Here is a 12,216-nt window from a genome sequence, read left to right as displayed (position 1 = left end):
GCGGGATCTCGCCCCTGGGAGAGCCGGGTCCCCACGTCCTTCCGGGGTGCCGGATCCCCTCGGCGTCCTCCCGCGACGAAGCACGAGGGCCCTCATGAGTTTCACGGTCTCCGCGGACGAACTCCTCGGCGCGTTCGGTCTCACGGGTGTCGTGTACTTCCCCCGCCACGAGGAACCGGACAGCCGCCTCGACGTACGGACGGCGGACTTCCTCAGCAGGATCGGTCTTCCGGACGACGAGTACTTCAAGTCGAAGGCCGGCGTCGGCCAGGAGGAGTCGATCCGCCTGGCCGAGTGGTTCGGGCCCGAGGGCGGGCCCCTGCCCGAGGAGTGCGGGTCCTGGCTGGTGCTCGCCCACTTCGCCGCCTCCCTCATCACCCTCGACCCCGAGAGCGGGAAGGTGTACGCGTTCGGCGAGGGCGAACCCCTGGACTCGTACACGCAACTCCACCGTGACGTCGAGTCCCTCGTCTACGCCCTGCTCCTCTTCAAGAGGTTCGAGGAGCACGCACGGGACGACGCCGGCATCGACGAGCAGGTCGACCGGTTGCGCGCGCGGATCGAGGCCTTCGACTTCCTCCCCTTCGAGGACGACCAGTCGCAGTGGAACCTCGTCCTCGACGAGGTCGCCGAGGGCATCTGGTGAGACGGGCCGCCGAGCCCACGCGTCCTTGACCGGCCGCGTCACCACAACCTCCGACATCACCCGGATCGCCCTCTAGGCTTTCCCGGGTGCGACCAGCCGTGTACGGCGGTCGCCGGACGGGCCGGGACGGGAGAAGAGGACGTCATGACCAGGGGTGGGGCAGCTGTGCGGCCGGTAACGGATGACACTGACGACACGGCGGCCGACGACGGTCCCGACCTCGCCCGCCCCGCCGACGGCGCGGCGCCCGTGGCTCCCGGCCAACTGGTGACCGTACGCAATCGCCCTTGGGTGGTGACGGAGGTGACCCGTTCCGCCCTGACCACCGACGACCCCGCCCGCAGCGCCGGGGCCGCCGCACCGCACCTCGTCTCCCTGACGTCCGTGGAGGACGACGCCCGTGACGAGGAGCTGCGGGTGGTGTGGGAGCTGGAGCAGGCGACGAGCGTCCACGACCAGTACGAACTGCCGTCACCGGCCGCCGGGTTCGACGAACCGGGCCGCCTTGACGCCTTCCTGGACGCCGTGCGCTGGGGCGCCATCGCCTCCGCCGACAAGACGGCGTTGCAGGCGCCGTTCCGCTCCGGCGTGGAGATCCAGCACTACCAGCTGGACCCGGTGGTCCGCGCCCTGTCCATGCCCCGCACGAACCTGCTGATCGCCGACGACGTCGGCCTCGGCAAGACCGTCGAGGCCGGCCTGGTCATGCAGGAGCTGATGCTGCGGCACCGGGCGCGTTCCATGCTGATCGTCTGTCCCGCCGGTCTGACCCTGCAGTGGCGGGACGAGATGCGGGACAAGTTCGGCCTGGACTTTCGCATCGTCGACACGAAGCTGCTACGCGAGCTGCGCCGCTCGGCCGGCCTGTACGCCAACCCGTGGACGCACCACCCGCGCCTGATCGTGTCGATCGACTGGCTGAAGCGGGAGCGTCCGAAGCGGATGCTGCGGGAGATCCTCCCGCCGGTGCCGGAGTACCCGCGCGCCTTCGACCTGCTGGTGGTGGACGAGGTCCACACCTGCGCCCCGTCCGGCACGGGCAGGTACGCGGTCGACTCCCAGCGCACCCAGGCCGTGAAGCTCCTCGCCCCGCACTGCGAGCACCGCCTCTTCCTCTCCGCGACCCCGCACAACGGCTACCTGGAGTCCTTCACGGCCCTCCTCGAACTGCTCGACGACCACCGCTTCGCGCGCGGCGTCAAGCCGACGGACGAGCAGCTGCGCCGCGTGATGGTGCGCCGGCTGAAGTCGGAGCTGCCACGGACGTGGAACGACAAGCCCCGCTTCCCGCAGCGCGTTCCCCACGCCCTGGAGGTGCGGTACAGCGACGAGACGCGGGCGGCCTACGCGAAGCTCGCCGAGTACGCCCGCTCCCGCCGTGAGGGGAACGGCGGCGGGAAGGCGGGCGGGACGGCGGCGGACTTCGTGACGACGCTGCTGAAGAAGCGGTTCCTGTCGTCGCCGAAGGCGTTCGCGGAGACGATCGCCACGCACCTGGAGACGATGACGTCCCGGCGGCCCGCCGAGGAGGCGGAACCCGCACCGAGCGTCCGCGTGCTCAGGCCGCTGATCGACGGCGTGGAGGAGGCCGAGGAGGACGGCGAGCAGGAGCAGGCGGAGGCCGCGGCCCGCGCCCTCACCGCCGCCCGCCAGGCCATGCGGCCCCTGTCGGATCGCGAGCGCACCCTGCTGAAGGAGCTGGACACCTGGGCCGTGACGGCCGGCAAGCGCCCGGACGCCAAGTTCGCGCGCTTCCGCGAGTGGCTGGACCGGATCACGTGCCCGGACGGCCCTCTCGGTGAGTGGGAGGACCAGCGGGTCATCGTCTTCACCGAGTACCGGGACACCCAGCGCTGGCTGTACGAGCAGCTGATCGCGGCCAAATACCCGGCGGACCGGATCGCCCTGCTGTACGGCGGCCAGGACCCGAAGGAACGCGAGCACGTCAAGACGGTGTTCCAGGAGAGCCCCGACCTCTCCCCCGTGCGCATCCTGCTCGGCACCGACGCGGCCAGCGAGGGCATCAACCTCCAGGCCCACTGCCACCGGGTCCTGCACTGGGAGATCCCCTGGAACCCCAACCGCCTGGAGCAGCGCAACGGCCGTGTCGACCGGCACGGCCAGCGGGCAGACCAAGTGGACGTCCACCACTTCGTCCCGGAGGGCTGGCAGGGCTTCGACGCCGCACACGACCACCAGACGGAATCCGGGTACGAGGACGGGGCGCTGGAGGACGAGATGCACTTCCTCGCGGTGGCCGCCCGCAAGACCGAGCGCATCCGCGAGGACCTGGGCAGCGCGGGCGAGATCATCGCCGCGCAGGTCGAGCAGAAGATGCTGGGGCGCCGGTCCAGCTGGACCACGGCCGACGTGGAGATCACCAAGCGGTCCGGCAAGGCGGTGCTGAAGGTCGAGCGGGACCTCGCCCGCGACCTGGAGCAGCTGGTGAAGGCTCTGACGGGCAGCCGGCAGGAACTGCACCTGAACGCCGAGACGCTGGAACGCGTCGTGCGTACGGGTCTCCAGCTCGCCCACCGCAAGGACCTGACCGAGGTTCCCGACCCGCAGCCGGGCAAGGGTGCCCGTTGCTTCCGGCTGCCCGAGCTGCCCGGTGCGTGGGCGCGGGCCCGCAACGACGGTCTGCGGCACCCGCTCACCGGCGCGGACCGCCCGGTCGTGTTCGACGAGGCCGAGGCCCGCGACCGCACGGACGTGGTCTACCTCCACCTGGGCCACCGCCTGACGCAGATGTGTCTGCGGCTGCTGCGGGCGGAGCTGTGGTCGGGCGGGGACGCGCAGTCGCTGGGCGCGGGCGGCAACGGTGTGCAGGGCAGGAAGCTGTCCCGGGTGACGGCCCGCGTGGTGCCGGACGGTGTCCTGCGCGGTCCCGCCGTCGTCGCGCACGGCCGTGTCGTCATCAGCGGCAGCGGTGGCGCGCGCCTCCACGAGGAGGTGATCGCGGCGGGCGGCCTCATCGAGAGCGGGAAGCTCGCCGCGGCGAGGAGGGAGGACGTGGAGGGCTGGCTCGCCGCCGCGACGGACGACCTGCCGCCGGAGGGGATCCGCGACGACCTGTCCGCGCTGTGGCCGGACAACCTGGACAAGCGGCTCTCCAAAGCCCTGAACACCCAGGCGAACCGCCGCTTCCGTTCCCTTCAGACCCTGCTCGCCAAACGCTGCGACGAGGAGGTCGACGGGATGCGCGCGGTCCTGGAGGACCTCGGCCGGTCGATCCGGGAGCGGCTGGACGATACGGGACACTGGCAGCAGGAGTCGCTGTTCGACGTCGACGACGAACGCCGCCAGCTGAACGCCGACCGGGACGCCCTCAAGGAGCGCCTGAGGCGGCTGCCGGAGGTGATCGAGTCCGAGACGTCGGCCCTGCGCCGCCGCTGGGCCGACCCCACGACCCGCTGGTTCCCGGTGTCCGTCACCTTCCTCGTCCCCCGTTCCCTCACCATGACCGCCGCCCGCCAGGAGAGCCGCTGATGCCGACCGCCGCCAAGAAGAAGGTGCTGCCGAAGGGCAAGGTCCCCACGCCCGCGGAACAGCACGAGGACTGGCTGCGCCTGCTCCGCCCCGACGGCCCGTTCGTCTCACTGCCGGTGCTGGTCGGCGCGTTCCCGCAGGGCCTGGACACCATCCCGTCCGAGATGTGGACGCGGCTGCGGCAGGCCTGGGCGGAGGTCCAGGAGGACCCGGCGCTGCTGCGTCACGCCTGGGAGAAGCTGGTCCTCGACGAGCTGCTCGGCTGGCGCTCCCCCGGCTTGCGCGACGGCTCCGCGATCCCCGAGTCCCTGCGGGCCGGCGCGAACACCCCCGACGCGGTCCTTCTCGGTCCCGGCGAGTCGGGGCTCACCCCGCGCGCCCTCCTCTTCCGTACGCCGGAGTGGGAGGCTTCCCTCATTGATTCGCGCGGGGACCAGCCTTCTCTCGCCGACCGGGCCGCCGACCTGTGCCGGGCACGTCAGGTCCCGCTCGCCCTGCTGACCAACGGCCGCGAGTGGGCCCTCGTCCACGCCCGTCCCAAGGAGGCCACGACCGTCGCCGTCTTCGACGCCGACCTGTGGTCCGAGGAACCGCTGCTGGCCCGCGCCTTCGCGAGCCTGCTCACCGCCCGCCGAATCGTCCGCCCGCCGCTGGACGCCGCGGGCAAGCCGTCCGACTCCACGGCGGGCCTGTTCGCCCGCACCGCCGACGCGCAGTCCGAGGTCACCGACACCCTCGGCCGCCAGGTCCGCGAGGCGGTGTCCCTGCTGGTCGCCGAGGTGTCCCGGCTGGACCGCGAGTCGCACGGCGCCGTGCTGCGGGACGTCCCCGCCAAGCAGGTCTACGAGGGTGCGCTCACCGTCATGATGCGCCTGGTCTTCCTCCTCTACGCCGAGGAGCAGCGCCTCCTACCGGCCGGGGACGAGCTGTACGACGCCTCGTACGCCGTCGGCCCGCTGCACGAGGAGCTGCGCACCGCCCGTCGCCTGCACGGCGGTGAGCTGGGTGACCGCTCCGCGGCGACCTGGCCGCGCCTGCTGGCCACGTTCGCCGCGATCCACGGCGGCTGCACCCACGACCGCCTGTGGATCCCCCCGTACGGCGGCTCCCTCTTCGACCCGTCCCGCTTCCCCTGGCTGGTGGACGCCAAGGTCACCGACCGGGTCGTCTACGAGATCCTCGACGCCCTCCTCACCCTGCGCGCGCGTAAGGGGTTCAAGGGAGAGGAGCGGCTGTCGTACAAGGGCCTGGACGTCGAGCAGATCGGCCACGTCTACGAGGGTCTGCTGGAGTACGGCTGCCACTGGGCCGACGAGCCGTACGTGGGGGTGTCCTTCGGGCGGGACAAGAAGTACGAGGCGGTGCTGCCGCTGGCCCGCCTGGAGGAGTGGACGGCGGCCGGCACGCTGGCGGAGGAGGTCGCCGCGGCGGCCGGGACCAAGTCGGCGACGGTGACGGCGGCGCAGGCCAAGTCGGGTGTCGTCACGGTCGAGTTGGAGACCGCGTGCGGCAGTGATGCGGCTCTCGTCGAGCGGGCGGTCGTCTTCTCGGGGCTGTACGGCATCGACCTGCGCGGCGAGCCGAAGGTGTGGCCGGCGGGCTCGGTCGTCGTGGTGCGGTCGGGCAACCGGCGTGACACGGGCACGCACTACACGCCGAAGGCGCTGGCGGAGGAGGTCGTCGAGCACACGCTCGCGCCGCTGTGCTTCGCGCCCGGTCCGGCGGAGGGGGCCCAGCCGGGTGTGTGGCGGGCGAAGACGGCCGAGGAGCTGCTGAAGCTTCGGGTGCTGGACCCCGCGATGGGCTCGGGCGCGTTCCTGGTGTCGGCGTGCCGGTACCTGTCCGACCGGGTGGTCGAGGCGTGGCTGCGGGACGGCTTGCCGCCGGAGATCGCGCGGGACGTCGACGTGGACGACCGCGAGCAGGTGCACCAGATGGCACGGCGGCTGGTGGCCGACCGGTGCCTGTACGGGGTTGACCGCGACCCGATGGCGGTGGAACTGGCCAAGCTGTCGCTGTGGCTGGTCACGCTGTCGAAGGGGCGGCCGTTCTCGTTCCTGGACCATGCGCTGCAATGCGGGGACTCGCTGGTCGGGGTCATCGATGTGGAGCAGGTGAAGGCGTTCCATCTCGACTCGAGAGCACGGCAGTTGAGCCCCGAGGTGTCGCGGGCGCTGGACGTGACGGAGACGCTGCTGTCGGAGGCGGCGGAGCTGCGCCGGAAGATCGAGTCGACGGCGGTCAATGACATCCGGGTGGTCCGGGACAAGGTCGAGCTGCTGAAGAAGGCAGAGGCGTTGAGCGGCAAGCTGCGGCTGGCGGCGGATGCGGTGGTGGGGGCCGCGCTGGCGGCGGAGGGCATCTCCGACGAGGAGGCCAGCGAGATCTCCGGCGTGGAGAACGTCGGGGGTGCGCGGGGGCGGGCGGCTCACGCGGAGGCCAAGGAGGACGCCAAAGGGAAGGCGTACCGGAACCGGTTGGAGGCGGTGGCCGGGCTGGTCGCGGCTGCTATGGGGGACGGGGCTGGGGCTGAGGAGGCTGCGGGTCGGGCTCGGGGGATCGTGGAGGGGTGGCTGAAGGGGTCGAGGACTGAGGCGATCAAGCCGCTGCATTGGCCGTTGGAGTTTCCCGAGATTATGGGAGTGGAGGGCTCCAGCGGGTTCGATGCGGTGGTGGGAAATCCGCCGTTTGTGGGCGGGCAGAAGCTCACGGGTGCGCTAGGGCACGACTACCGCGAGTACCTGGTCAATCGGATCGGGGGCGGTAAGCGGGGCAGCGCGGACCTGTGCTCGTACTTCTTGCTGCGGAATCTTTCACTGGCTCCGGGATGCCGTACGGGAATCATTGCTACCAACACGATCGCCCAAGGCGACACCCGTGAGGTCGGGCTCGATCAGGCTACGGCGAACGGCTGGACGGTGTACCGGGCAGTCAAGTCGCAGCCGTGGTCGGGGACTGCTGCGGTGGTCGTATCGCTGTTGTGGCTAGCTGGGAAGCTCGGCGCAAGCGAGGTTCCCGTGCTGGACGGCAATAAGGTACTGGGGATCACATCGGGACTTGATCTTGCATCGAGGGTGTCGGGAACGCCACATCGATTGGTGGCAAATGAGGCCCAAATTTTCATCGGGTCGTACGTACTAGGGAAGGGCTTCGTGCTGCGGCCTGAACAGGCGCGGGCACTCATTGCGAAGGATCCGAAGAACGCGGAAGTACTGTTTCCGTACCTCAACGGTGAGGACCTCAATCAGCAGCCCGGGGCCATCGCGAGCAGATGGGTGATCAACTTTCACCACTGGTCTCTGGAGAAGGCAGCGGAATACCCGGATGTGTTCGCGATTGTTGAGCGGGACGTCAAGCCCGTGCGGGCGCAGAACAACCGTGCAGTGCGGCGGGAACGATGGTGGCAGTACGCCGAGCGGGCCCCGCAGCTTTACGAGGCGATCGCAGACCTGGAGAAGGCAATCGTGATCGTCCGCCACAGCAACTCACTGGTTCCCAGTCGACTGTCTACCAGCCAAGTTCTTTCAGATGCATTGTCCGTAATTGCAAGCTCATCACCCGCGCAACTCGCTATCGTATCAAGCGGACTGCACGTGGCCTGGGCCTGGAAATGGGGTTCCAGCCTAAAGGGCGACCTTCGTTACAACCCGTCCGACGTCTACGAAACCTTCCCTCGACCCGACGAGACCTCGCGTCTCCACACTGCTGGTGAGGTCCTGGAAGCAACCCAGCGCGCCATCATGGCTGCCAGGAACATCGGTCTCACTCAGGTCTACAAGCTCGTACACCTACAGTCCGAAACCACCCCCGACGTCGAGTCAGTTCGGCGAGCGCAAGTCGAGGTGGACCAAGCTGTCGCCGAGGCGTATGGCTGGACCGATCTCGATCTCAAGCATGGCTCCCACACCACACCCCAAGGGGAACGGTTCACTATCGCTCCCGATGTCCAGACCGAGGCGCTCGACCGGCTCCTAGAATTGAACCACGCCCGCTATAAGGAAGAGCTGGATAAGGGCCTGCATACGCCCGAGGCAAAAAGGCGGAGGGCTGCCGCCCGTAAGGCCAAGGCGAAGGCGCGGGCCGCTACGCGTAGCCCTCAGCACGCTATGGAGAACTTCTCTGACGACGGGCTGTTCCCCAAACCCGACGCATTGTTCTGAGCTATACGCCAGCGCGCCCCGTTCCCTGTGCCAACCAGGCGCGGGGCGCATGCCGTTGGTGCGTCAGCGTTCCGACGTGTACGTCACGAAGCTCGCCCACGCGTCTGGCGTGAGCGCGAGCCGAGGGCCTGCCACGTTCTTGGAGTCGCGGACGTGGATGGTGCGGGGCGCTATCGCGATCTCCACACAGGAGTCGCCCTCGGGACCATCGCTGTAACTGCTCTTGAACCATGCCAGTTCGGAGGCATCACCGGCAGCGGTCTCGCGGATCATTCTTCTCCCAGCAGTTGCTCGATGAAGGCCAAGGACTCCCTCGGGCAGAGAGCCTGAGCCCGAATAGTGCTGTACCGCAGCTCAAGGATGCGGAGCTGCTTCAGTTCAGAGGTCGGGCGGCCGTTGAACGCCCCATCGGAGCGCCCTACCGCCGTACCGTCCCCGAACTTCAGCACCTCGATCTTGCCGCTCAGCCCGGGGTGCTCCCCCGCGCTCGTCGGCATCACCTGGAGAGTGACGTTGCGCCGCTGTGCCAACTCCAGCAGGTGTTCGAGTTGCTGACGCCACACCATTGTGCCCCCAACCCGTCGGCGCAGCGCCACCTCTTCCTGCACGAAGCTGAGCATCGGTGCCGGGCTCCGCTCGAAGATCGATTTGCGTGCCATCCGCGCGGCCACCAGCTCATCCAACTCTTCTTCTGAATAGGCGGACTGGGACACCTCGAACAAGGCCCGCGCATGCTCCGGCGTCTGCAACAACCCATGGATGCTGAGCCCGACGTACACACCCAGCTCAACCGCCTTGGCCTCCAGCTCCGCCAGTGCCCGCACGCTCTTCGGATACCGGACCCTCTTCACGTCCTCCCAAGCCGCCGAGAGCAACCCACCCGCCCCCAACACCTCGTCGGCCCTGTCCAGATACTCCCGTTGAGGGATCCGCTTCCCGCCCTCGACCTTGTAGACGAGGTCCTCCCCATACCCGATCGCCGCCCCGAACTGGCCGGCCCGCATCCCCGCCGCCTCGCGCCGCAGCTTCAACTGCCGCCCCACCGTGGTGATGACGGCGACGCCCCACTCGTCGTCCGGGTCCACCTCCCACCCCGGCTCGTCCGCCTCACCCTTGAGCCGTACCGCCTCACCATCCACCGCCGTCATGCCGCACCCCTCCGTCGTCCCGCGCCGTACCGCGGCGCCCTACCCGTACCAACCACCCCGACAGCCCGGACAGCACCGGACAACCAGCGGACAGTCACCACATGTAGGGAAATCCGCCACCACTCACGTTAGATCGCGACATGAACCCCAGTGCAGGCCGAACGCACAATTCACACGTTCGAGCGGCTGCGCCCCGCCCTCGGTCAGCGCGCCAGTACCGAGTTCCCGGTGCGGGTTGCCGCCGGGAGTTGAATCGTGAAGAGCGGTGTACCAAGCAGGTGTTGGCTGGCCAGCGGCAGGACGGACGGGTCCGCGATCCGGCGGTGCGGCTGACAGCGGAGCGCAACCGGCGCCCCACCGCTCAGCCGATGTCGGATTCCGGGAAGATGCCCTCGCCCCCGAACTCGAAGGGCGTACGCAATAGCACGCCCTTGTAGGTGTCGCCCGGGGAGAAGTCGCGGAAATTGCGGGTCATGAACACCTCGGCCCCGGCGAAGCAGGCGCACGCCAGATGCACCGCGTCAGCGCCCTTGATCTTCGGGCGGTCGGCGGTGAGGTCGTTCGCGAGGAGCCCGACGCGCCGGGTCACGTCCACGAGCGTGATGTACGGCTCCTGAAGCAGGGTCCGGATGCGTAGCCGGTGTTCGCTCGCACTCGTGCCCCGAGCCTCGGCCAGGGTGAGCGTGGAGGTGAAGAGACGAACGTGTCCGGCGCGCCCGGCCCGGAGCATGCTTTCCGCCTCACGGTGACAGTGGGTTCCCTGCGCCCAGTCGACGAAGCAGTTGGTGTCCAGGTAGACCGAGTCGGGGCGGTCAGTTGTCCCCACGAAGGGCCTCCACATACTCCACCGCGTCCTGGCCGCTCGTCATGTCGGGCCAGAACCCGCCCCGCAGATCGTCATCGGAGAGCTGGGGACTCGTCGCCAGGAGTTCGATGTCCCGAGCGCGCATCCACATGCTCTGCCCCTGCGCGTTCTCGGTGATCTCACCGGTGATCTCCACCCGGTCACGCCGCCAGGCCCGCCTGAGCTCGGGGTCGAGGTCGTCACCGAAGTACACGGGGATCACCTCACCGCCGACCTCGGTACGGAGCACGCCTCGAAGACGGCGCTGCCTGCCCCCTTCCTGCAGACCGCTCAGGCGGCCCCTGCGAGAACCGAACGTGCGGTGGCGCGTCCTGGTGGCTTCGTCCAGGTGCAGCGCGGCCCGCTGGGTGATCTCCGCGGTGCGCAGGGCCTCCCCATCGCCCCGCACCTCAAGGATCATGCCGACGTCGGGAGACGCCCCGAGCGACTTGGCGACCCGCCGGCCGAGACCCGCGGCCTTCAGCGTCCAGCCGGTGGGAATGCGCGCGGTGGACTCGGCCTCGTACAGTCCGCCCACCGCGTTGCGCGCCACCCGTTCGACCACGTCGTAGGTCGAGTGTTCGGCGATCCGCAGCGGCTCCAGAACGCACGTCACACTGCCGAGCCGTAGTTCGTTGAAGGTCCAGCGGGTTCCCTGCACACCCGGCCGGGCGGTCTCGGTGGCCTCCAGTTCCCGCAGGAGGGCCAGCATGGTGGTGAGCGTCTGGAGCGAGTCCTGGGCGTCCATGCCCGCGTGCGGGCCGAGCAGCTTCAGCGCGAGCTCGATCCTCATGATGTCCCTCCCTCCCACGGCCGCAGTTTTCCAGCGTCACAGTATGCGAACCCTTCCATCAGACTGGGCGCATTCCCCGCAACTGTCACCCGCAGGAGATCGGCGAGCCCACGGGGAAGTCTGACGCCCATGCGCCCGGAGCATCGTTCTGCCGCACCGAAGCGTGAGCGATCTCCCCGCTCTGCCGGTCCGCATGTGATCGTGGGCGGGCGCCGCAGCGTAGGGACCACGCTGTCACACAGTCGAGCCGACAACGCCGACAGCCTCGGACACATCACCGACAGTCACGGCACGCGCCTCCGTAATCACGCACGGCGACGGATGCGAGCCATCACTCTGAATGCCGTGCATCAGGAAACCGCCGGCATCACGGCTCAACCGACCAGCCCTTTCCCCCACTTCAGCGTGCTGCTGTCCGCCACCCCGCGCAGTGCCCGCCTCGCCCGCCTCCTCACGGACGCCCAGCTCCGCAGCTGGGGATACGACTCGGACGCCGCCCGTCATGTCGTGGCCGAGCTGGCGGCCAACGCCGTCACCCACGGTCGCGTCCCGGGCCGGGACTTCCGTCTCGATTTCTACGTGGTGGACCACACGCTCCGTATCGAGGTCACCGACACGCGGGGCGAACGCCTACCCGAGCCCCAACCGCCCTCCCCCGAAACCGAGTCGGGTCGCGGCCTGCTTCTCTTGGAGGCGCTCGCGGACCGCTGGGGTGTGACCGAGGGCCGCTTCCCGCGTAAGACCATCTGGGCCGAACTACGGCTTACGGCACCGGAACCCGGGATCTGAAGCTCCGGTGCCGTCGGCGCCTCACCAAGCAAGAACATGAGGGGAAAGAACCCCACCAGGCCCCACCCTTTCCCGCCCGAGGCGCGTGATCACTCGGGCGGGTGAACATCACCGGCTCAGCTGGATTTCCGCACCCCCGACACCCTTACGCTCAGCGCACACGACCCGAAAAAGACTTCGGCCCCCGCCGGGATTGCCGTCCCGGTGCGAGGGCCTAACCACCAAGGAAACGAGACCTTTCCCGATGGATACCCAAAACACTAGCGCGCCCCCGCGCGCCCGGTCAGCCCCCGCCGGCAATCCGACCCGATCGCGTCACCACACCGGCGGTGTCCTCCACGAGAACA

The 12,216-nt window shown here is 69.2% G+C and carries 8 protein-coding genes; 4 read left to right on the top strand and 4 right to left on the bottom strand.

Annotated features, from left to right (window positions below; translation table 11 throughout):
• The first annotated feature begins 94 nt into the window (after nucleotides 1-94).
• The 3 genes from ADK41_RS19130 (at nucleotide 95) to ADK41_RS43950 (ending at nucleotide 8,295) form a co-directional block, all read left to right on the top strand.
• Nucleotides 95-646 (top strand): SUKH-4 family immunity protein, encoded by a 552-nt coding sequence (locus ADK41_RS19130; RefSeq protein ID WP_030831716.1) that lies wholly within the window; start codon nucleotides 95-97, stop codon nucleotides 644-646.
• A gap of 303 nt (nucleotides 647-949) precedes the next feature.
• A complete protein-coding gene (gene drmD, locus ADK41_RS19125) occupies nucleotides 950-4,135 on the top strand; it encodes a DISARM system SNF2-like helicase DrmD (protein ID WP_234318944.1) in 3,186 nt (1,061 codons plus the stop codon).
• The gene (locus tag ADK41_RS43950) at nucleotides 4,135-8,295 is read left to right on the top strand and encodes an Eco57I restriction-modification methylase domain-containing protein (RefSeq protein ID WP_063756576.1); all 4,161 of its coding nucleotides are present in this window, start codon (nucleotides 4,135-4,137) and stop codon (nucleotides 8,293-8,295) included. The genes drmD and ADK41_RS43950 overlap by 1 nt, the downstream gene beginning before the upstream one ends.
• 63 nt (nucleotides 8,296-8,358) lie before the next feature.
• On the opposite strand, the gene ADK41_RS19115 is transcribed toward ADK41_RS43950, so the two are convergent.
• The 4 genes from ADK41_RS19115 to ADK41_RS19100 form a co-directional block, all read right to left on the bottom strand.
• The gene (locus ADK41_RS19115) at nucleotides 8,359-8,568 is read right to left on the bottom strand and encodes a DUF397 domain-containing protein (protein WP_030831729.1); all 210 of its coding nucleotides are present in this window, start codon (nucleotides 8,566-8,568) and stop codon (nucleotides 8,359-8,361) included.
• Nucleotides 8,565-9,443: a helix-turn-helix domain-containing protein gene (locus ADK41_RS19110; RefSeq protein ID WP_030831732.1), complete on the bottom strand. Its 879-nt coding sequence runs from the start codon at nucleotides 9,441-9,443 to the stop codon at nucleotides 8,565-8,567. The genes ADK41_RS19115 and ADK41_RS19110 overlap by 4 nt, the downstream gene beginning before the upstream one ends.
• 361 nt (nucleotides 9,444-9,804) lie before the next feature.
• Complete coding sequence (locus tag ADK41_RS19105; protein WP_158717698.1) at nucleotides 9,805-10,269, bottom strand: type II toxin-antitoxin system VapC family toxin; 465 nt, start codon at nucleotides 10,267-10,269, stop codon at nucleotides 9,805-9,807.
• A complete protein-coding gene (locus ADK41_RS19100; protein WP_030831738.1) occupies nucleotides 10,256-11,080 on the bottom strand; it encodes a hypothetical protein in 825 nt (274 codons plus the stop codon). Before ADK41_RS19100 ends, ADK41_RS19105 begins: the two co-directional genes overlap by 14 nt.
• Nucleotides 11,081-11,416: 336 nt before the next feature.
• Here ADK41_RS19100 and ADK41_RS19095 point away from each other — a divergent pair, with 336 nt between their 5' ends.
• On the top strand, nucleotides 11,417-11,869 hold the full coding sequence (locus ADK41_RS19095; protein ID WP_420706777.1) for an ATP-binding protein: 453 nt from the start codon (nucleotides 11,417-11,419) through the stop codon (nucleotides 11,867-11,869).
• Nucleotides 11,870-12,216 lie beyond the last annotated feature (347 nt).

The sequence above is a fragment of the Streptomyces caelestis genome, assembly GCF_001279005.1.
Lineage (GTDB): Bacteria > Actinomycetota > Actinomycetes > Streptomycetales > Streptomycetaceae > Streptomyces > Streptomyces heliomycini.
This window is presented reverse-complemented; position numbering and strand designations above follow the sequence as displayed.

Coding starts and splice junctions, on each gene's coding strand:
- ADK41_RS19115 (WP_030831729.1), bottom strand. CDS start 8,568: ATGATCCGCGAGACCGCTGCCGGTGATGCCTCCGAACTGGCATGGTTC.
- ADK41_RS19100 (WP_030831738.1), bottom strand. CDS start 11,080: ATGAGGATCGAGCTCGCGCTGAAGCTGCTCGGCCCGCACGCGGGCATG.
- ADK41_RS43950 (WP_063756576.1), top strand. CDS start 4,135: ATGCCGACCGCCGCCAAGAAGAAGGTGCTGCCGAAGGGCAAGGTCCCC.
- ADK41_RS19130 (WP_030831716.1), top strand. CDS start 95: ATGAGTTTCACGGTCTCCGCGGACGAACTCCTCGGCGCGTTCGGTCTC.
- ADK41_RS19110 (WP_030831732.1), bottom strand. CDS start 9,443: ATGACGGCGGTGGATGGTGAGGCGGTACGGCTCAAGGGTGAGGCGGAC.